Source organism: Arthrobacter sp. TJ-58 (assembly GCF_058269295.1).
In genome coordinates this window covers 216,939-235,968 of the sequence record NZ_JBZCNM010000001.1, presented here as the reverse complement: position 1 = coordinate 235,968, position 19,030 = coordinate 216,939, and the positions used below count along the sequence as shown (strand labels likewise).

Genomic DNA, 19,030 nt, shown 5'->3' with positions numbered 1-19,030 from the left:
GTTGACGCGAATATGACTGAAGACACCACCGGCACCGTGCCCGTACAAAAGACCGACGATCAATGGCGTGAGGAACTGACCCCCGAGGAATATCAGGTCCTGCGCAAGGCCGGAACCGAACGCCCCTACACCGGCGAATACTGGGATACCAAGACTGCCGGCGTGTACCAGTGCCGCGCGTGCGGCAGCGAACTGTTCACCTCCAGCGAGAAATTCGACTCGCACTGCGGCTGGCCGTCCTTCTTCGCCCCGCTGTCCGAAGGCAAGGTCCGCTACCTTCATGACCGCAGCATGGGGATGGACCGGATTGAGGTCCGCTGCGCGAACTGCGACTCTCACATGGGACACCTTTTTGAGGGCGAAGGCTTTGATACGCCCACCGATCAGCGCTTCTGCATCAACTCCGTGTCCGTGAAGCTGGTTCCCGCGGATTCAGCTTCCGGCGACAACGCCAAGTAGCGCGGTGGAACACGGCGTCTTCCGGGGAGAGCTGGTGCCCTCCCCGGAAGTGTCCGATGAGGCGATCGACAGCTACCGCCTGCTCAGCGCCGATATTGCCTCCGGCGTGGCTGTTGTCTCCACCCGGCTGCGCGGAAGGGACTACGCGGCCACAGTGAGCGGCTTCCTTTCGGTTTCCTACGACCCGCCAACGCTGCTGGTCAGCCTGTACGCCGAGTCACGGATCGCTGAGGCGGTGGTGGACAGCGGCACGTGGGCGCTGAGCCTGCTCTCCGCCCGCCAGCGGGGCACAGCAAACTGGCTGGCCAGCCCCGGGTCTCCGCTGGAAGGTCTGCTCAGCCAGGTGGATTACGGCCGCGGCCCCGTCACCGGCGCGGCCGTCATCGAGGGCTGCATTGCCTGGTTTGAAGTCCGCACCACCCAAGTGACGACAGCGGCCACCCATCAGTTGGTGGTGGGTGAAGTGGTGGCGATGGGCCGCCGCGCCTCGGCCGACGACGACGCCGACCCGCTGGTGCACTTCGCCTCGGCCTACGGACGTCTCGCCTAGCATTTCCGTTCTTTCGCACCGCTTCGTTTCAGAACCCGTCCGTTCAGACCGGACCATTCCCACCGATCCCAGGCCCGGATGCGCTGTACCTCTTCAGTGCATCCGGGCCTTTTTGCATGCCACCGATGGACCCCGGGCCTGCGCCATTGTTTCCCTGCAGGGCCCACCCTAACCTCGGATAACAGGCAACCACGGGGGATGCATCGAAAGAGTGCCGTACTTTGCGGGCTCTTCTCCAACCCGGACACGCGCCTGAACCGGGCCGCATCAGGAGATCATCATGGGAACAGAGCAGTACCACGAGCCGCCGTCTGAACTTCCCGCCGAAACCAGGACTTTTGCGCGGATGTGCGCCAGCCTGAGCGAAGAGGCCGAGGCCATCGGCTGGTATGTGCAGCGCATGGCAGTAGAGCCCGACGCGGAATCACGGGCCATCATGCATGACTCCCTGGGCGAAGAATTCAAGCATTTCAGCATGGAACTTGAGTTCCTGCTGCGAAGGACACCGCTGTGGCGGGAAATTGCCCGCGGCATCCTCTTTACCGACGGGGACATCGTCCAGCACGGCGAAGCGTCAGAGGCTCAAGCCACAGAAGACAGCACCGAGGGTTCCGGCGCACAAACCAGCGGCTAAGACCGCAACATCCGCACAACTGCTTCCCGGGAGGTGCCCTGATGGCACGCAACAGCTTGCTGGACCGGTTCCGTCCTGTGGGTGCCCCGGGGCCGGCCGGACCAGCCGGAGTTCCGGCCACGGATAATCAGGGCCCTGAGGCGGAACTCGTCCCGGTTTTCGAGGCGCTGGATCCCACTGTCCGTGAAACCGAAGCACTGACAACAGACGCGTTGAAGCGGGCAGCGCAGAGTGTAAAACAGGCCCGCGAGGAGGCGGCAGCCATGGTGGAAAAGGCCCGCATGGAATCCGGAGCAGTGCGCGCAGAGGCTGCCGCCGCCGTCTCCCGGGAAGCCGCGGCTGCTGATGAGGAGATGCTCCAGCGGGCCCGTGAAGAAGCGGACGAAATCAAGCGGCGGGGAGAATCACGGGTGCCGCAGCTGGCAGCGGTGATTGTGGCCGATTTGGTGCGGGACCTGCTTAGCTCCGCGTCAGGTGCAGGGGCGGAGAACAGCACCGAATGACTCACGGGGAACAGCCAACGAAAGGTACCTGCACATGAGGAATGTCCGGCGATGAGATCCGACTGGGTAGCGGCATCAGTGCGTGCGCGCTCGATGGCTCAGCGCCGGGCCGGAGCAGGAACCTGCCGGATTGTCGCCGCAGCCCCCAATCTGCAGGCCGGCCTCGAGCGGCTTTCCGACAGTGCGTACAGCGATGAGCTGCGCGCGGCACGGACACTGCCGGAAGCGAACCTTGCCACCCGGCGAACGGTGTTGTGGCAGCTGCGCGTCATGGCGGGCTGGCTTCCCGCCGGTGGAGCACGGCTGGTCCGCGCCGCGGCAGCAGCATTCGAGGCGGACAACATCCTTGCCCTGGATCTGCTTCTGCGCCGTGGCCAGCAGGCGCCGGACGCGGGTCCATCTGCCGGCGACCGGCATGCTGCCTCAGCGAATCGGGGCCAGCAGTTCTTTGATCTCGGCGGGCTGGCCACAGCCTGGCCGCGGCTCCGGACGGCAGGCTCCGAGCAGGACCTTCGGCTGATCCTCTCGGCATCACCCTGGGGCGATCCCGGGACGGAAGCCGCCCTGGCGGACGTGCTGACCGTTGTCTGGCTCCGGCGACTCGCCGCCGAAGCCGCTGAAGTCCGGACCTGGGCAGCCTCGGCCGGAGCACTGCTCTGTGCCCGTCTGGTCCTGGTGAACAGGACGTCCTCGGACCAGCGGCTGCTGACTCTGCTGCGCCCGCTGATCGGAACCGGGTGGACGGGTGCTGATACCCCCGAGGCCCTGCGCGCCTCCCTGCCGCCGGCAGCAGCCCGGGTGTTGGAACCAGTGGCAGACCCCACGGACCTGTGGCGGGCTGAGGCGGCTCTGGCCACGCGTGTGGAGACGGACGGTTTTCACCTGCTCCGTGCCGGGCTGCCGGGGCCCGACGTCGTGCTGGGCGCCATGGCGGTACTGGCAGCGGACGCCTGGCGGGTGAGGGCCGCGCTCGCTGCCGCAGCCGTGAATGCCGGATCCAGTGAGGTGCTCAATGCCGTGGCGTGAAACCCTTAGCCCTGTGCGGATGGAACGCATTGCCCTGGTGGCGCCGCTGGCGGCACGGCGCAGCATGCTGGTTGATGTGGCGCGCACCGATGCAGTGGAACTTGACCTGCCGTACGAGGCGGGAACAGGCCCGGAGGAGATCGACCGGGCAGCGGAAACCGCCGTCGTCCACGGCCCGGTGGCCGCCCTGGTGGGCTGGTCACCGTCCCGCGAACTGCCCCACCTGCAGGCGGCGCTGGAACCGCACGGAGCCTCCGCCGTCGTGCTCCGGCGCCCGCGAAGCGTGCAGCCGCCCACCCTGCTGACCGGCGACGACAGAAAACGCCGCCAGGTGCCGGTGCTGTCCCGCCTGCTCGTGGACACCTACACCACCGTTCCGTACGCAGACCTGGACCCGGCCCGGATTGCCGGCGTCGCCTACGTGGTGATGTTCGGCGTGATGTTCGGCGACGCCGGGCAGGGAGCCCTGCTGGTGATTGCCGGACTGCTGATCCGGTTCCTGAAAGTGCCGTGGCTGGAACGGTTCCGCCGGACCTGGCTGTTCATTACCGGGGCCGGGGTGGCCGCCGTCTTCTTCGGCTTCCTCTACGGTGAGTTTTTCGGACCCACCGGCGTGATCCCGGTGCTGTGGCTGGAGCCCCTGGAAGAACCGATCCCGCTGATGATCGCGGCCGTGGTGCTGGGCGCGGTCCTGCTGGCCGGCTCCTACACTCTGGGCACCATCAACCGGGTCCGTGAGGGCGGCTGGGCTTACGCACTGTACGCCCGCTCCGGCCTGGCCGGAGCACTGTTGTTCGCTGCGGTGGGCCTGCTGGCGTGGGGGTTGCTGGCTTCCAATGCAGGCATCCTCGTCATCGCGGCCGTGGCCGCACTGATTGCCCTGGTGCTCATGTTCATCGGCCTCTTCACCGAGTCCGGAGGCGGAGCGACGGGCGGGCTGCAGGCCAGCGTCGAACTGGTGGACTCCGTGGTGCAGCTCGGCTCCAATCTGGTGTCCTTCGCCCGCCTGGCGGCCTTTGGCCTTACGCACGCCGCCCTCCTGATGGTGGTTTGGCAGGCAACCACAGCTCTCTGGGCGCCGGATTGGCGGGCCGTTTTGGCCATCCTGGTTTTCATCGTCGGCAACATTCTCACCTTCGCGCTGGAAGGACTGGTGGCCGGCATCCAGGCGCTGCGGCTGGAGTATTACGAGCTGTTCTCCCGCGTGTTCCAGGAAGAGGGCCGACGTTTCCAGCCGTGGCATCCCGACACCGGCGAACAGCCGCGGACGCCCCTCCCGGCGGCTTCCGCCCAACCGTTACAGGCACAGCAAGCTTCCCCGTCTCCGGCTGAAAGGCACCTCCCATGAATCCCTGGTTTGCCGGCCTTCCGCTGGTCCTCGTCCTCGTTATCGCGCTGATGGCCGGGGCGGTGATGCTGATGCGCCGCAACAGGCGCACCGGCATCAAGGCGCTGCTGGGCGTGAACGCACTGCTGATGGCCGGAGCGCTGGCCCTGTTCGCGGCCGCGTTGAATGCCGCCCCGGCCTCCGCAGGGGTGGGCGACGGCGGCGCCGCATCCACCGCCGTCGCTGCGGCCACTGAAGGAAGCGACAGCAGCGGTGCCGCCCTGATCGGAGCCGCGATCGCCGTCGCCGGCTCCTCGATTGGTGCCGCCATTGCAGTGGCCTACACCGGCTCCGCTGCTCTGGCCGCCATGAGCGAACGGCCCGAGATCTTTGGCCGGGCGATGGTGGTGGTGGGTCTGGCCGAAGGCATCGCCATCTACGGGCTGATCATTTCCATCATCCTGATTGGGCAGGCATGACCAGCCCCGGCACCGTGGCCGCGCTCGGCGAACCGGCGCTGCTTCAGGGATTTCAGCTGGCCGGCGCCGTCCTGTATCCGGCGTCCGACGCTGTCCAGGTGCGTGCCGCGTGGAGCAGCCTGCCGGACACCGTGGCGGCAGTAATCCTGACACCGGCGGCCGCGGGCGTCCTCACCGCGGAACGCGATGACCCGGCAGCACCCCTGTCAGCGGTGCTGCCCTGATGAGCCGGCTGCCAGCGGGGTCGGATGCCGCTCTGGAACCGGTGCGTTACGCCCTGCGCCGCGGTGCCGAAATGCAGGCCCGGGGCGACGCCGACGACGCGCGGCGGCAAAGCGCCGATATTCTCGCCTCAGCCCGGGCCGAGGCAGAACAAATCCGGCAGGAGGCTGTGCGTCAGGGCAGCGAGGCAGCACGCACTGAAGCGGCCGGACGATCGGCACGCGTCCGCCGGCAGGCACGCCGCACTGTCCTGGCACAGCAGGAAGCGCTGCGCACCGAACTCATCCGCAGCGTCCTGGAACAAGCCGGCCAGCTGCGCAGCGACCCCCGCTATCCCCAGATGCTCCGGCTCCTGACCGAGCGCGCGGACGCAATCCTGGGGCCGCTGGCTTCGGTGACGGAAAGCTACAAGGGCGGTGTGACCGGATCGGCCGGTTCACGACATTTGGACCTGTCACTGCCGGCGCTGGCCGAACAGGCCCTGGAGAACCGTGCCGGGGAGGTGAGCCGGTTATGGACCGACGAGTGAGCGCCTCGGGCAGCGGTTCCGCTTCTGCCAGCACTTCCGCGTCCAGCACGGGGACGATCACGCGGGTCAGCGGTCCCCTTGTGGAGGTTACCGGGCTGCCGGGTCTTTCCATGCTGGAAGTTGTTGCCGTGGGGCCTGACCGGATTTCCGCCCAGGCCGTTGCCATCAACGGTGCGGATGCAACCCTTCAGGCGTACGAGTACACCGGCGGACTCAAAGCCGGTGACCCCGTGGAGCGCACCGGACGCCAGCTCTCCGGTCTGCTGGGTCCGGGGCTGCTGGGGACGGTGTTTGACGGTTTGCTCCGGCCGCTGTCCTCCGCACCCCTGTGGCTGACCCAGGATCGGCAGGCCTCCGCAGAAGATCCAACGGTGCTGGGAACCGAATGGGGGTTCACGCCGTCGGTCTCCGTGGGCGACACGGTGCAGCCGGGGCAGGTTCTGGGCACAGTGCCGGCCGCGGGGACGGTGGAGTTCCGGGTCCTGCTGCCGCCGAACATTGGCGGGGAAGTTCAGTGGCTGGCCGACGGCCCGGTGCGTCCGCTGGATCCCGTGGCCCGGGTGGGCGGAGTGGACGTGCCGCTCGCACAGCAGTGGCCCGTGCACAGCCCGCGGCCCTTCGGCGAGCGCCTGAGCGAGGCCGTGCCCCTGCAGACGGGCCAGCGCGTGCTCGATCTGCTCTTTCCCCTCCCCCGGGGTTCCGCAGCTGCCGTGCCGGGCGGCTTCGGAACGGGCAAGACCCTGACCCTGCAGCAGATCGCCAAATGGTCCGACGCCGATGTCATTGTCTATGTGGGCTGCGGCGAGCGCGGCAACGAGATGGCGGACGTGCTGGACGGGCTCTCCGATCTGGAGGACCCCCGGACCGGCGGGAAGCTCATAGACAGGACAGTGATCATTGCCAACACATCCAACATGCCCATGATGGCGCGTGAAGCCTCCATTGCCACCGGGGTCACCGTAGCCGAGTTCTTCCGGGACATGGGGTACGACGCCGTGGTCATTGCGGACTCCACCTCCCGCTGGGCCGAAGCGCTGCGCGAGTTCGCCAACCGCAACGGAGATCTCCCCGCCGAAGAAGGCTATCCCGCCTCCCTGGCCAGTGAGCTTGCGGCGTTCTACGAGCGGGCGGCGCGGGTGCGCACCCTGGGCGGGGCGACGGCGTCGGTCACCGTCATTGGTGCGGTCTCCCCTCCCGGCGGAGACATGAGCGAACCGGTGACCACCGACACCCAGCGCTTTGTGCGTTCCCTCTGGGTGCTGGACCGTGATCTGGCCTACTCCCGGCATTACCCTGCCGTCAGCTGGCGCGGTTCCTTCTCCCGGGATGCGGAGGCACTGGCCCTCTGGCACGCGGCACACGGGGATCCACTCTGGGCCCAGCGGCGTGCCTCTGCCACCCTGCTGCTTTCCGAGGCGGACCGGCTGACCGCGCTGGCCGACATCATCGGCACCACTTCCCTGCCCGGGCATGAGCAGATGGTGCTGCTGGGTGGGCGCCTGATACGCGACGGTGTCCTGCTGCAGAACGCCCTCAGCCCCAATGACGGCTACTCCTCCGCCGAAAAGGGCTCCGCCCTGCTGCAGATTGTGCTGGAGGTGGTGGACGTCTGCCAGGCCCTGGTGGCGCGCGGGGTGCCGCCTGCCGACGTCGAACGCGTTGACTTCACCCCGATTTTGAGGCTGCGGGAGGACACCGGTCCCACCGATGCCGACGGCGTCGTGGCGCGGGGACTCGCGTTCCTGCGCGAACTGCAGCAGCTGGACGGGCCGGCAGAAACGGCCGCGAACTCACCTGGAGGCGCACATGGCGGAACCTGACGGCACTGCAGTCCCCCGGGTGGGCCACAGCGGCGTGCGAGAACTGCGCGGGCCCCTGCTGGTCCTGGGCGACGCCGCCGGAGTGGGCTGGGACGAATTCGCCGCCGTTTCCGTGGCAGGGCAGCCGGACCGCCACGGGCTGGTGCTGGAAGTGGACGGGGATGAGACCACGCTGCAGATCCTGGAAGGCACCGAGGGCATGTCGCTGGGCGGCATCGAGGTCCGTTTCTCCGGGCGGCCGCTGGCAGTTCCCACCGGCACCGGCTGGCTGGGCAGGGTGTGCAACGGACGCGGTGAGCCGCTCGACGGCGGGCCGCCGGTTACCGCGGAGACCTCGGCCCCCGTGGGCGGCTGGCCGTTGAACCCGGTGTTCCGTGAACCGCCCAAGGATCCGGTCATCACGGGGGTCTCCGCGATCGATGCCCTGACCACGCTTGTGCGCGGACAAAAGCTCCCCATCTTCTCCGTGCCGGGCCTGCCGCACCTGACCCTGGCCACGCAGATCGCCGCCCAGGCGGCCACCTCCGCGGGCCGGGCGTTCCGCGTGGTGTTCGCCGCCATGGGCATGACGCACGCGGACATCGCCTTCATCCGCGACCGGCTGGAGGAACGCTCCGCTGCCGGGGAGCTGGTGCTGCTGCTGAATGCAGCGGATGATCCCGTGATCGAACGCATCCTTACTCCCCGGATTGCCCTGACCGTGGCCGAGTCCCTGGCCTACGACCATGACTCCGACGTATTGGTGATCATGTCGGACATGACCAGCTACGCCGAAGCCGTCCGTGAAGTCTCCGCCGCCCGCCGGGAAATCCCTGCCCGCCGGGGTTATCCGGGGTATCTGTACAGCGACCTGGCCACACTGTATGAGCGCTGCGGCCGGGTGCAGGGCCGGGAAGGTTCCGTCACCATTGTGCCGGTGCTGACCATGCCGGCCGGGGACATCACCCATCCCGTTCCGGACCTCACCGGATACATCACCGAAGGGCAGATTGTGCTGGAACCGGACATCGATGCGCGCGGCATTTATCCTCCGGTCGATGAGCTCTCCTCCCTGTCCCGCCTGATGCGCAGCGGTGCCGGAAAGGGCCGCACCCGGGAAGACCATCTGGACGTCGCGGCGCAGATCCTCTCCGCCATGGCCCGCGCACGATCTGCAGCGGAACTGGCGGAGCTGGTGGGAACGGCGGCACTGAGTGAAACCGACAATGCCTACATCAAGTTCCGCAACGTGGTGGAGCACGACCTGCTGAACCAGGGCCGGGACGAGCTGCGGACCTTCGAGGAAACCATGGACCGGGCCTGGCGGGCGCTGTCGCTGCTGCCGCGCCGGGAACTGAACATGCTGTCCAACGAGTTCCTGGACAAGTACCTGCCCGGTCCCGAGGGTGATGCCCGGTGAGCGCGGACGCGTCGTGAGCGGGTTCCGCAGCAGCGGCAGCCGGGCGGACAAGGCCGACATTGAACGCCGCCTGGCCACCGCCACCCGCGGAGCTGAACTACTGGACCGCAAGCAGCGCATCCTGCAGCGCGCCATTGAAGGCCTGCAGGGCGAGGCCGACGCCGCGCGGCTGGCCTGGCAGAAGCAGGCAGCCTTGGCGGCGGTGTGGCTGCAGCGGGCTGCCGGTCTCGACGGCTCGGACCGGATCAGTGAAGCCGCACCGGATACGCCCGCAACCGTACAGGTGCAATGGGGAGGGGCCATGGGAATTTCCTATCCCCAGGGTGCTGAATGCGTCCTGCCCGCTGCCGCGCCGACGGGCGGAAGTTCAGCCCTCGCCTACGCCGGCGCCACGCATCGGGACGCCCTGCAGGCAGCCGTGGCGGCGGCGAGCGCCGAACGGGCCCTGCAACTGGTGACCCGTGAACTGGTAGCCACCCGCACCCGGCAGCGCGCCGTAGAGAACAGGTGGATTCCGCTGCTTCACGAACAGCTGGCGGAGATTGGCCGGAAGATCGCGGAACAGGAGCTGGAGGAGAGCCTGCGGCTGCGCTGGTCAGCCGGGCTGATCTGACTATTGTGCTGATCCGGCTTTCCTCATTCAGGTAACCGCTGGTAGCCGGTCCATTGTCTGCCCCCCACTGACCGACAAACCATTGGTGCTGAACCTCTGGGGTAGATTGCGACCATGTCCTTCCTCCGACGAGCGTCCTTCCCGGGCCGCTCCGTGGCCTCCCGCCGGCTCCTGCTGGCCGGAGCGGCCGTCACAGTAGTGGGCGCAGGACTCTGGGCACGCGTCGCCCTTGCCGGATCCGTCGGAGATGCCGCGGGTGGAATCCTGTACGCAGTGCTGATCTACCTTGTGCTGGCATTTGCGGCGCCCCGGGTTCGCTGCTCCGCAGTGGCCGCTGCCGCCGTCGTGCTCTGCGTCCTGGTCGAGCTGTTCCAGCTCACCCCCTGGCCCGCGCAGTGGGCCCTTGAGTGGCCGCCGCTGCGTCTGGTGTTCGGAACCACGTTCAACCCCTGGGATCTGCCCGCCTACGCGGCCGGCGCTGCCGCGGCCGGGAGTGCCGATTCGGCGGTGCAGCTCATTGCAAACAGAAGATTGGCGGGAACGGTTCCGGGTGTTCGGATTTCCGGCTCCAAATCGGAACAGTAATCCTCAACGACCTCCGGCGCCATGTTGACCCTGCGAATTCGTCTTTTAGTGAGCGATCCTGCAAAACCGCTCCGGCGTTATGGCAGGTTGAGCGCATCGCATGGCGCGGTGCACTCACCGTTTGCGAATGCGATGGCATCACTCGCAAAGGGGATAATCGTATGCATTTCAAACGCTCAGCGTTATTAATTTGCGTTACCTCATTAACAGGCGCCCTGCTTACCTCCGGACATGCACCGGTGACATCTACCGTGCCGCGAACCGTAGCCGGTGTCGCGTCCTTGTCGGATACCTCCGCGGATGAGCTGAAGAGGACCTTGGAGGAAGCCCCCACCAGCATCCAGGACACTTCGGTCCGGGCAGCAACGGCTGCGAAGGTCCAGGACCTCAGGACGCCGTTCGAGATCAGCAACGGCGCGGCATGGACGTCGGTGGCTGAAGCCCGGAAGTTCAACCAGCAACTCGACGACAGCAGTCCACGGGTCAAGGTGGAACGGATCGGAACCTCGGGGGCCAAACAGCCGATTCAAATGGTGTCAGTCGGATATCCGGAGCCCAAACCTGTTTCCGAGGCCGCTAAAGGATCCGTGATTCTCTTCAACTGCTCCATTCACGGTGATGAGCCTTCCGGCAGGGAAGGCTGCATGCAGCTGGCACGGGACATGTCCACTACGACAAATCCCTCCTGGATCCGCCTGCTGAAAGAAACCACGGTGCTGTTCACCACCATTAATCCTGACGGGTGGCAGGCCGACACCCGCGGCAATGCTGCCGGTGTTGATATCAACCGCGATTTCCTTGCACTCTCCACACCCGAAGCCCGCGCCCTGGCCAAGGTCATGCGTGACTGGAAGCCGGATGTCCTCAATGACCTGCACGAATTCGGCCCAAGTGAGTTTTATGACTCACAGGTGCTGGCGTTGTGGCCGCGCAACCGCAACGTGGATCCGCAGATTCACGATCTCTCCAAGACCATGGTGAATGACTATTCCCTGGCACAGGTCGCATCCGACGGCTACACCACGGGCATCTACGGACAACTGGTCAAGGACGGTGTTCCCTTCCAGCAGATCGCCGGCGACGGGCAGGGCAGGATCCTCCGCAACTACGCTGGCCTCCGGCACATCACGGGCCAGTTGACCGAAACCGCCAGCGATGCTGTGACCCCGGAGGAAGAAAGCGACGTGACGCTGCTCAACCGGCGCCGCGTGGCGGGTCAGTATGACAGTGCCGTGGGCTCGGTCTCGATGCTCATCGAGAACCGGCAGACCCTGGCGCAGGCATCAGTCGATGCCGCGAGCAAGGCTGCCCAGGCCGGTGCCGAACGCTCCGGCGTTGTGTACTTCGACGGCCAGGATGACATGCTGCCCACCACCCCTGACGGTGCAGAGCCCCACCCGATGTGCGGTTACCAGCTCTCCGCCACTCAGTTGACGGATCTGCGGCCGGTTCTGGAACTGCACGGCATTACGTGGAAGAGAAACAGGGACGGAGCCATTGTCACCATGGCCCAGCCCGCCAAGACTCTCATTCCGCTGATCTTTGATGCGCGAGCACCGTTCAACGTGAGCGAAGCCACCCCGTTGGACACCTGCCCCTAAAGGAGAACGCGTCAAGAAGATTGGATTCTCCGGCCAGGACCACGCTGGAAAGGGAGACCGTCATCGGTGATGGCGGTCTCCCTTTGTGCCATGCGGGTGCCATGCCGGCTTTCGGACCGGTCCGGCGATGGCACGACGCTCTCACTCGTAGCGCGTGCCCATCGCCGTCCGAACCTCATCCAGGGTTTGCTCGGCCACCTGATTGGCCCGATCATTGCCCTGCTGGAGAATCTTCCCGATGAAACCCGGGTCTTTGGCCAGCTCAGCCCGCCGCTCGCGGTGGCCGGCAAGAAAGCCGTTGACCGCCTCCGTTGTTCTTTTCTTCAGCGCCCCGCTGCCGGCGTCCCCGATGCTTTCCGCAACCTCCTCCGGCGTCTGCCCCAGGCACAGGGCTGCAGTGGAGAGCAGGGCTGACACTCCGGGACGCGACGCGGGGTCAAAACTGATGCGGCGCTCCGAATCAGTGGGAGTTCGGCGAATGACCTGCGCTGTTTCGTCAGCAGACATCCCCAGCGAAATCGCGTTGCCGTAGCTTTTGGACATCTTGCGCCCGTCCAGCCCCGGCACCTCGGGAGCAGAGGTGATCAAGGCCTCCGGCTCCGGAAAAACCCTGCCGTACCGTTCGTTGAAGCGGCGCGCGATGACGCGCGTCATTTCAACGTGCGGCAGGTTGTCCTTCCCCACCGGCACCAGGTTTCCTTTGCAGAACAGAATGTCCGCAGCCTGATGCACGGGATAGGTCAGCAGGAGCCCGCTCAGCGCCCGCCCGGAGGCCGCCAGCTCCGACTTCACCGTGGGATTGCGGTGCAGCTCTGCTTCAGTGACCAGGCTGAGGAACGGCAGCATCAGCTGGTTCAGTGCCGGAACCGACGAATGGGTGAAGATCGTCGTCCGGTCCGGATCCATCCCGGCGGCAAGATAATCGAGAACGGCACTGTAGACGTACTCGCGCACCCGCGGCATGGAATCGCGGTCCGTAATCACCTGATAGTCGGCAAGGACCAGAAAGGCTTCCACCCCGGCGCGCTGGAGCCTGATCCGCTCCACGATGCTGCCGAAAAAGTGACCGAGATGCAGGAAGCCGGTGGGGCGTTCACCGGTGAGGACCCGATAGTCCCCGGGCGATTGCAGGATGGTCTGCGAAAGCTGTCGGGAACGCTGTTCCGCAGCGGCAAATGAATTCATGGCTATTCCTCTATCTGAGCGTGGAGGGCTGCACAGCGCTGCGGACAGCGGAGAAGGAACGCGTCGCGGGCTGCCGTGCCAGCCCGCGGACATGATGAATGAACCGGCTGCCTAGTGCAGCCGCCACCAGCTCATGGGGCAAAGGTTCATGCGCCCCATACTAACCCCGGCCGGAGAATCTGCCCTACAGCCGGAAGCTCTCATCGAGGCGTTCAATGATGGTGACGTTGGCCTGGCCGCCGCCCTCGCACATGGTCTGCAAACCGTAGCGTCCGCCGGTGCGCTCGAGTTCATGGAGCAGGGTGGTCATGATCCGCGCACCGGTGGCACCAATGGGATGCCCCAGCGAAATACCGCCGCCGTTGACGTTCACTTTGTCCATGTCCACATCGAGTTCGCGCTGCCAGGCCAGCACCACGGAGGCGAAAGCCTCGTTGATTTCCAGCAGGTCAATGTCGTCCAGGCTCATGCCTGTCCTGCCCAGGGCGTGCCGCGTGGCTTCGATGGGCGCGCTGAGCATCATGATGGGGTCGTCGCCGCGGGCCGAGATGGAATGGATGCGTGCCCGCGGCTTGAGGCCGTACCGGCGCACTGCGTCCTCGGACGCGAGCAGCAGGACCGCAGCGGCGTCGGAAATCTGCGACGACGTGGCAGCGGTGAGGCGGCCGCCGTCGGACAGCGGAGCCAGGGACTCGATCTTGACGCGGTTCGGTTCCCGCGGGCCTTCGTCCGCGCTGAGGCCGTTCAGCGGCAGGATCTCCCGGTCAAAGCGGCCCTGGGCCTGGGCGGCGAGCGCCCGGACATGGGATTCGACGGCGAAGTCCTCCATCTCGGAGCGGGTCAGGCCCCACTTGTCCACCATCATTTCCGCCCCAATGAACTGGGAGACCTGCTGGTCCCCGTAGCGCTCGGCCCAGCCGGCGGACCCGGCGAAGGGATTCGGGAACCCGAGCTCGCGGGCAGCGGTGTTGGCGTAGCCGATGGGAATTGAGGACATGCTCTGCACTCCGCCGGCCAGGACCAGGTCGCTGGTGCCGCTCATGACGGCCTGCGCCGCATAGGACACCGCCTGCTGTCCGGAACCGCACTGGCGCTCCACCGTGGTGCCGGGAACCCGTTCGGAAAGCCCGGCCGCCAGCCAGGAGGTGCGCGCAATATCCATGGCCTGCGGACCCACCTGGTCGATGGCGCCGAGGATGACCTCGTCAAACTCCGCCGAATCGATTCCGGTGCGCCGGACGGTCTCGGCAATCACATGGGCGGCCATGTCGGCCGGGTGAATGGTGCTCAAACCGCCGTTGCGCCGACCCACCGGGGTGCGCACTGCGTCGATAATGAATGCTTCAGCCATGGAACAGGCCTTTCGTCGTCGTAAGAGCTGCTGCTTTCCCCCCCCCACAGTAAAGGACGACGGCGACGGCGGCACCCGACTGCCGGTATGCGCGCCGGCAAGCTGCCGCGAGCTGCGCCGTCGGGCCCCGGCCCCGCACCGGCTAGAATGGAAAGGCTGCCATCACTGGCAGCACCGCCGCGAGTGTCCAACCCCCGCGGCCACCTACCCACCACACGTGAAAGCAGCGGAGTGTCCTTACAGGTTCAGCCCACCGTCAGCGCCACCACCAGCCCGGCCGGCAAATCGGCGAATCAGGTCATCGCCCGGGAGTCCTCCCGGCGACGCACCTTTGCGGTGATCTCCCACCCCGACGCCGGTAAGTCCACGCTCACCGAAGCGCTGGCCCTGCACGCCCGCGTGATCGGCACCGCCGGTGCCACCAACGGCAAGGAGAACCGCCGCGAGACGGTTTCCGACTGGATGCAGATGGAAAAGGACCGCGGCATCTCGATCAGCTCGACGGCCCTGCAGTTCGCGTACCGCGACACCGTGATCAACCTGCTGGACACTCCGGGCCACGCCGACTTCTCCGAGGACACCTACCGTGTGCTGGCCGCCGTTGACTGCGCCGTCATGCTGGTGGATGCAGCCAAGGGCCTGGAAACCCAGACCATGAAGCTCTTTGAGGTGTGCCGCGCCCGCAACCTGCCGATCATCACCGTGATCAATAAGTGGGACCGTCCCGGACTGGATCCGCTGGCCCTGATGGATGAAATCACCGAACGCACCGGGCTCACCCCCATGCCGCTGACCTGGGCCGTGGGCATCGCCGGAGATTTCCGCGGCGTCTGGGACCTGCAGAAGGACGAATACGTCCACTTTGAACGGCAAAACTCCGGCGCCTCCCTGGCCAAGGAAGAACACCTCAGCCCCGAAGACGCCCTCGCCCGCGAAGGCGACGTGTGGGAAGACTCCCTGGGTGAAGCCGAGCTGGTCATCGACGGCCGCGAGTTTGACCGCGATGCGTTCCTGGCTGCCAAGGCCACTCCCATCCTGTTCTCCTCCGCCGCACTGAACTTCGGCGTGAAGCAGATCCTGGACGCACTGGTGGATCTGGCGCCCTCCGCCGGACCGCGCGAAGACAAGGACGGCGGACTCCGCCCGGTCGAGGCCCCGTTCTCCGGGTTCGTCTTCAAGGTCCAGGCCGGCATGAACAAGGCCCACCGCGACCACGTTGCCTTCATCCGGGTCTGCTCCGGCATTTTTGAGCGCGGCATGGTGGTCACCCACTCCAACACCGGCAAGACCTTCGCCACCAAGTACGCCCAGCACCTGTTCGGCCGTGAACGCGAGGTCATCGACCAGGCGTACCCGGGCGACGTCGTCGGGCTGGTTAACGCTTCGGCCCTGCGCGTGGGCGACAGCCTGTACGTTGAGGAGCCGGTCGAGTACCCGCCCATTCCGTTCTTCAGCCCGGAACACTTCCGGGTGGCCCGGTCCAAGGACCCCAGCCGCTACAAGCAGTTCCGGCGCGGGATCGACCAGCTGGAGCACGAAGGCATCATCCAGGTGCTGCGCTCGGACCGGCGCGGAGACCAGGCTCCGGTGCTGGCCGCCGTCGGCCCGATGCAGTTCGAGGTGGTGGAGGACCGCATGACGCAGGACTTCAACGCGCCCATGCGCTACGAGCAGCTCTCCTACTCGCTGGCACGGCTCACCACGCCTGACGCAGCGGAGGTCCTCTCCAACGTGCACGGCGCCGAAGTGCTGCAGCGCACCGACGGTGCGTTCCTGGCGCTGTTCAACGACGTCTGGGCACTGCGGCGCGTGGAAAAGAACCACCCCGAAGTGTCGCTGAGCGTCATCGGCACCGAATCCCCCAACAGCCGGAGCTACTAGGTTCCGCAGGGCGCGGTTGGACTGAGCATCAGCTGGCGCCCGGTCCGCCGGGCGGATGGAGACCCTCGGCAAAACCAGGAGACCGTTATAAGCTCGCTGCCAACGCCGCGCCCCACGCCGGCGGGAAAGCGGGGAGCAGATGAGTTACCGGAAGCAGTCCGGCAGAATCGGATTCTTCGTGGTGGCGCTGGCCGGTGCCCTCACTGCATGCAGCGCCGACGGCGACCTCGAGTTCAGCAACGAGGGCCCTGAGGCCGTGACGGTCTCCACCGGGGACCAGGAATTCACCGTCGACGCCGACGGCGGGGTCGTGATCCTGGATTACGGCTGCAGCGAGGATGACATTAGCGTTCAGTTCCTTTCCGGCCAGGAGACTGTCCTCAGCGAAAGGGTGTGTCCCGGGCAGCAGGTTGTCATCGGGGACGGCACAGTTGATCTGCAGCCCTCTTCCTCCTCCTAATACGCCTGTGACCCGCAGCACACGTTACGGTCACGGCCCTGCCCGGGAACCCCGAGCATAAGGAATGCTTACCTTTACCCCGAAACAGCGTAAGCGTTAGTTTTTCGTGAGTATGCTCTTCGCAATACTTCACTGCCGCTCCACTGCTTCGGGGCGGCCTCCCTCTGGAAGGTCGCAGCCATGTCTGTCCACGCGTTCCCCTCGCTTTCCCGCCCGGATTTTGCCGCCGTTCCCGCCGGCACTGCACCGGAAACCTCCGAGGCCTGGCAGGCGCTAAAGCAAGCCGCCACCGACCTGCAGCCGCTGCAGAACATGAACGGCTCGGTCGACCCGGAAAACCGCAGCGCAGCGGAAGAGCTCATTTCCGTCATTGCCGCCGCCGTCCAGGCCCTGGCTCCCGCCTTTGAGCACGACGCCGAATACCTCCGCCTGCTGGTCAGCGACCTTGAGCGCTGGGTCGCCGACGGACTGGGCGAACCGGATTTCCTGGACTCTCTGCTCGCATTCTCCCCGCAGCTGGACCGCACGGACGGACTGCAGCACCTGGTCCTGTTCCCGATGTACACGCAGAACGGTTCCACCAACCGCTACGTGGAAGCCGTGCTGATCGAAGTGGTATGGCCGGAGTTCGTCAGCGAGCTGGAAGCCGGCGAGTACTCCAACAAGCTTTTTGTCCCGATCCGGTTCCTCGATTTCACCCCCGGCTATGACACCAACTCCGCCGTACTGTTCCCCGAAACCGTGGCCGTCCGCGAAACCCCCAGCTTCACCTGGGGAGCCATCTTTGCCGACCGCGAGGCTGCCCGGTTCCGCCACGTGCTGCGTGCCGCAGCGGAGATCACCTCCCTGCAGCTGCCCGAGGACGCCGCCGCCCTGCTGGATGACCAGAAACTGGCCCAGGACACCTTTGTCATGTGGGATCTCATCCATGACCGCACCCACATGCGCGGCGATCTTCCCTTTGATCCGTTCATGATCAAGCAGCGCATGCCGTACTTCCTCTACTCCCTGGAGGAACTGCGCTGCGACCTCACTGCTTTCCGTGAAGCCGTGAAGATCGAAAAGGACGAGGACGCTTCCCCCGAAGCTCGCAAACATGCCACGCTGGTCCAGTACGCGGTGATTTTTGACCGGATCTTCCGGTTCGCCATTACAGGCAGCCGGGTGCGCAACTATGACGGCCTCGGCGGCCAGCTCCTTTTCGCCTGGATGCACCAGAACCACGTCCTGCACTGGACCGACGGCAAGCTGAGCATCGACTGGGAAGACGTGGCCGACGTCGTTGTCCGCCTGGGTGCGAACATTGAGGAACTGTACTGGCGCTCCATCGACCGGCCGAAGACCGCCCACTGGTTTGCCGCCTACGATCTGGTGTCCGCCACGCTGACGCCCAACCCGGCCTCCGTTTGGGCCAAGGGCCCGGACGCCCTGCCGCTGGACGGTCCGCCGCGCGGGCTCACCGACCAGGTCCTGGACGACGAATTTCCGCTGTCCATGTTCTACGAAGCGCTGTCCAAGAAGATGGCTCCGGTCATCGAGTCCACCTCGGGAATTACAGGGAGTTCAAAGTAAATGAGCACTGAGCCGGCCGCAGGATCTGTTACCGCGTCCTCCGTCCGCGGACGCACCGTCCTGGTGGCCGGCGCCGCCTCGCCCTCCGGCGTGGCGGTCTGCAAGGCACTGGAAGCCGCCGGGGCCAAGGTGGTGGCAGTGGGCCGCGACGCCGCCCGGCTGGAAAACACCCTCTTCGACCTGTTCGATGCGGACCTTCGCACCTGCGATCTGTCCCGTCCCGGCGACGTGGACGCACTGTCTCAGGACCTGCAGGAGATGTACGGCGGCATCGACGGCCTGATCCATCTGGTGGGCGGCTGGCGCGGCGGCGGCGGCATCACCGGGCAGAAGGAAGATGACTGGGACTTCCTGCAGACCAACATCCTGCAGACGCTGCGCAACGTCAGCCGCAGCTTTTATGACCAGCTGGCCGCGTCCGACGACGGCCGGCTGGCCATTGTGTCCTCCACCGCCGTGGAATCCCCCACCGCCGGCGGTGCCGGATATGCGGCAGCCAAGGCCGCGGCCGAGGCCTGGGTCCAGGCCATCGCGCAGGGGTTCCGCCGGGCCCAGTCCGGCGCCAAGGAGAACCCGCAGCCGCAGCACTCGGCCGCCGTCGTGTTTGTGGTCAAAGCCCTCGTGGACGACTCCATGCGTGCGGCCGAGCCGGACCGGGACTTCAGCACCTACACCGACGTACAAACCCTGGCCGATGCCGCGGTCGGCCTCTTTGGCCGGGATGCCGCGCAGCTGAACGGACAGCGCATCTCGCTGGTTCCGCAGCGCTGAGCTGCACTGCCTGCGCCGGACCGCCTGCACACTCCGGCACTGCCCGGACAAAACCGAACACCC

Annotated in this window: 20 protein-coding genes; 18 read left to right on the top strand and 2 right to left on the bottom strand. The window is 66.3% G+C overall.

Annotation, left to right across the window (positions count from 1 at the left end):
- Positions 1 to 12 precede the first annotated feature (12 nt).
- The 14 genes from msrB (at position 13) to AC4D2W_RS00985 (ending at position 11,747) form a co-directional block, all read left to right on the top strand.
- Entirely contained in the window at positions 13 to 459 is a 447-nt protein-coding gene (gene msrB, locus AC4D2W_RS01050; protein WP_490925073.1) for a peptide-methionine (R)-S-oxide reductase MsrB, read from the top strand.
- 4 nt (positions 460 to 463) lie between these two features.
- On the top strand, positions 464 to 1,009 hold the full coding sequence (locus tag AC4D2W_RS01045) for a flavin reductase family protein (RefSeq protein ID WP_490925072.1): 546 nt from the start codon (positions 464 to 466) through the stop codon (positions 1,007 to 1,009).
- Between the two features lie 280 nt (positions 1,010 to 1,289).
- Positions 1,290 to 1,643, top strand: a complete 354-nt coding sequence (locus tag AC4D2W_RS01040) for a ferritin family protein (protein ID WP_490925071.1) — start codon at positions 1,290 to 1,292, stop codon at positions 1,641 to 1,643.
- Between the two features lie 41 nt (positions 1,644 to 1,684).
- Positions 1,685 to 2,146 carry a hypothetical protein gene (locus tag AC4D2W_RS01035; protein ID WP_490925070.1) on the top strand — a complete coding sequence of 154 codons (462 nt, stop codon included), beginning with the start codon at positions 1,685 to 1,687 and terminating at the stop codon, positions 2,144 to 2,146.
- A gap of 51 nt (positions 2,147 to 2,197) precedes the next feature.
- Complete coding sequence (locus tag AC4D2W_RS01030) at positions 2,198 to 3,172, top strand: hypothetical protein (protein WP_490925069.1); 975 nt, start codon at positions 2,198 to 2,200, stop codon at positions 3,170 to 3,172.
- Positions 3,173 to 3,191: 19 nt separating this feature from the next.
- Complete coding sequence (locus AC4D2W_RS01025; RefSeq protein WP_490925068.1) at positions 3,192 to 4,520, top strand: V-type ATPase 116kDa subunit family protein; 1,329 nt, start codon at positions 3,192 to 3,194, stop codon at positions 4,518 to 4,520.
- Complete coding sequence (locus tag AC4D2W_RS01020; protein WP_400932619.1) at positions 4,517 to 4,978, top strand: ATP synthase subunit C; 462 nt, start codon at positions 4,517 to 4,519, stop codon at positions 4,976 to 4,978. The genes AC4D2W_RS01025 and AC4D2W_RS01020 overlap by 4 nt, the downstream gene beginning before the upstream one ends.
- Positions 4,975 to 5,202: a hypothetical protein gene (locus AC4D2W_RS01015; RefSeq protein ID WP_490925067.1), complete on the top strand. Its 228-nt coding sequence runs from the start codon at positions 4,975 to 4,977 to the stop codon at positions 5,200 to 5,202. Before AC4D2W_RS01020 ends, AC4D2W_RS01015 begins: the two co-directional genes overlap by 4 nt.
- Positions 5,202 to 5,729 carry a hypothetical protein gene (locus AC4D2W_RS01010; protein WP_490925066.1) on the top strand — a complete coding sequence of 176 codons (528 nt, stop codon included), beginning with the start codon at positions 5,202 to 5,204 and terminating at the stop codon, positions 5,727 to 5,729. The genes AC4D2W_RS01015 and AC4D2W_RS01010 overlap by 1 nt, the downstream gene beginning before the upstream one ends.
- Positions 5,714 to 7,549 (top strand): V-type ATP synthase subunit A, encoded by a 1,836-nt coding sequence (locus AC4D2W_RS01005; RefSeq protein WP_490925065.1) that lies wholly within the window; start codon positions 5,714 to 5,716, stop codon positions 7,547 to 7,549. The genes AC4D2W_RS01010 and AC4D2W_RS01005 overlap by 16 nt, the downstream gene beginning before the upstream one ends.
- Positions 7,536 to 8,948: a V-type ATP synthase subunit B gene (locus AC4D2W_RS01000; protein WP_490925064.1), complete on the top strand. Its 1,413-nt coding sequence runs from the start codon at positions 7,536 to 7,538 to the stop codon at positions 8,946 to 8,948. The genes AC4D2W_RS01005 and AC4D2W_RS01000 overlap by 14 nt, the downstream gene beginning before the upstream one ends.
- Positions 8,949 to 8,961: 13 nt before the next feature.
- Positions 8,962 to 9,561, top strand: a complete 600-nt coding sequence (locus AC4D2W_RS00995; RefSeq protein ID WP_490925063.1) for a V-type ATP synthase subunit D — start codon at positions 8,962 to 8,964, stop codon at positions 9,559 to 9,561.
- A gap of 114 nt (positions 9,562 to 9,675) precedes the next feature.
- The gene (locus AC4D2W_RS00990) at positions 9,676 to 10,146 is read left to right on the top strand and encodes a ribosomal maturation YjgA family protein (protein WP_490925062.1); all 471 of its coding nucleotides are present in this window, start codon (positions 9,676 to 9,678) and stop codon (positions 10,144 to 10,146) included.
- Between the two features lie 251 nt (positions 10,147 to 10,397).
- Positions 10,398 to 11,747, top strand: a complete 1,350-nt coding sequence (locus AC4D2W_RS00985; protein ID WP_490925061.1) for a M14 family zinc carboxypeptidase — start codon at positions 10,398 to 10,400, stop codon at positions 11,745 to 11,747.
- A 141-nt stretch (positions 11,748 to 11,888) separates the two neighbouring features.
- Here the strand turns inward: AC4D2W_RS00985 and trpS are convergent, their stop codons facing one another.
- Complete coding sequence (gene trpS, locus AC4D2W_RS00980; RefSeq protein WP_490925060.1) at positions 11,889 to 12,932, bottom strand: tryptophan--tRNA ligase; 1,044 nt, start codon at positions 12,930 to 12,932, stop codon at positions 11,889 to 11,891.
- A gap of 184 nt (positions 12,933 to 13,116) precedes the next feature.
- A complete protein-coding gene (locus AC4D2W_RS00975; RefSeq protein WP_490925059.1) occupies positions 13,117 to 14,283 on the bottom strand; it encodes an acetyl-CoA C-acetyltransferase in 1,167 nt (388 codons plus the stop codon).
- 300 nt (positions 14,284 to 14,583) lie between these two features.
- Here AC4D2W_RS00975 and AC4D2W_RS00970 point away from each other — a divergent pair, with 300 nt between their 5' ends.
- The 4 genes from AC4D2W_RS00970 to AC4D2W_RS00955 all read left to right on the top strand — a co-directional run bounded on the left by AC4D2W_RS00970 (position 14,584) and on the right by AC4D2W_RS00955 (position 18,967).
- Positions 14,584 to 16,164, top strand: a complete 1,581-nt coding sequence (locus AC4D2W_RS00970; RefSeq protein ID WP_490925989.1) for a peptide chain release factor 3 — start codon at positions 14,584 to 14,586, stop codon at positions 16,162 to 16,164.
- A 139-nt stretch (positions 16,165 to 16,303) separates the two neighbouring features.
- Positions 16,304 to 16,624 (top strand): hypothetical protein, encoded by a 321-nt coding sequence (locus tag AC4D2W_RS00965; protein WP_490925058.1) that lies wholly within the window; start codon positions 16,304 to 16,306, stop codon positions 16,622 to 16,624.
- A 180-nt stretch (positions 16,625 to 16,804) separates the two neighbouring features.
- Positions 16,805 to 18,196, top strand: a complete 1,392-nt coding sequence (locus AC4D2W_RS00960; protein ID WP_490925057.1) for a DUF6421 family protein — start codon at positions 16,805 to 16,807, stop codon at positions 18,194 to 18,196.
- A complete protein-coding gene (locus AC4D2W_RS00955) occupies positions 18,197 to 18,967 on the top strand; it encodes an SDR family NAD(P)-dependent oxidoreductase (protein WP_490925056.1) in 771 nt (256 codons plus the stop codon). It begins immediately after the preceding gene.
- Positions 18,968 to 19,030: the final 63 nt, after the last annotated feature.

Coding starts and splice junctions, on each gene's coding strand:
- msrB (WP_490925073.1), top strand. CDS start 13: ATGACTGAAGACACCACCGGCACCGTGCCCGTACAAAAGACCGACGAT.
- AC4D2W_RS01040 (WP_490925071.1), top strand. CDS start 1,290: ATGGGAACAGAGCAGTACCACGAGCCGCCGTCTGAACTTCCCGCCGAA.
- AC4D2W_RS01035 (WP_490925070.1), top strand. CDS start 1,685: ATGGCACGCAACAGCTTGCTGGACCGGTTCCGTCCTGTGGGTGCCCCG.
- AC4D2W_RS01030 (WP_490925069.1), top strand. CDS start 2,198: ATGAGATCCGACTGGGTAGCGGCATCAGTGCGTGCGCGCTCGATGGCT.
- AC4D2W_RS01025 (WP_490925068.1), top strand. CDS start 3,192: ATGGAACGCATTGCCCTGGTGGCGCCGCTGGCGGCACGGCGCAGCATG.
- AC4D2W_RS01020 (WP_400932619.1), top strand. CDS start 4,517: ATGAATCCCTGGTTTGCCGGCCTTCCGCTGGTCCTCGTCCTCGTTATC.
- AC4D2W_RS01015 (WP_490925067.1), top strand. CDS start 4,975: ATGACCAGCCCCGGCACCGTGGCCGCGCTCGGCGAACCGGCGCTGCTT.
- AC4D2W_RS01010 (WP_490925066.1), top strand. CDS start 5,202: ATGAGCCGGCTGCCAGCGGGGTCGGATGCCGCTCTGGAACCGGTGCGT.
- AC4D2W_RS01005 (WP_490925065.1), top strand. CDS start 5,714: ATGGACCGACGAGTGAGCGCCTCGGGCAGCGGTTCCGCTTCTGCCAGC.
- AC4D2W_RS01000 (WP_490925064.1), top strand. CDS start 7,536: ATGGCGGAACCTGACGGCACTGCAGTCCCCCGGGTGGGCCACAGCGGC.
- AC4D2W_RS00990 (WP_490925062.1), top strand. CDS start 9,676: ATGTCCTTCCTCCGACGAGCGTCCTTCCCGGGCCGCTCCGTGGCCTCC.
- trpS (WP_490925060.1), bottom strand. CDS start 12,932: ATGAATTCATTTGCCGCTGCGGAACAGCGTTCCCGACAGCTTTCGCAG.
- AC4D2W_RS00975 (WP_490925059.1), bottom strand. CDS start 14,283: ATGGCTGAAGCATTCATTATCGACGCAGTGCGCACCCCGGTGGGTCGG.
- AC4D2W_RS00965 (WP_490925058.1), top strand. CDS start 16,304: ATGAGTTACCGGAAGCAGTCCGGCAGAATCGGATTCTTCGTGGTGGCG.
- AC4D2W_RS00960 (WP_490925057.1), top strand. CDS start 16,805: ATGTCTGTCCACGCGTTCCCCTCGCTTTCCCGCCCGGATTTTGCCGCC.
- AC4D2W_RS00955 (WP_490925056.1), top strand. CDS start 18,197: ATGAGCACTGAGCCGGCCGCAGGATCTGTTACCGCGTCCTCCGTCCGC.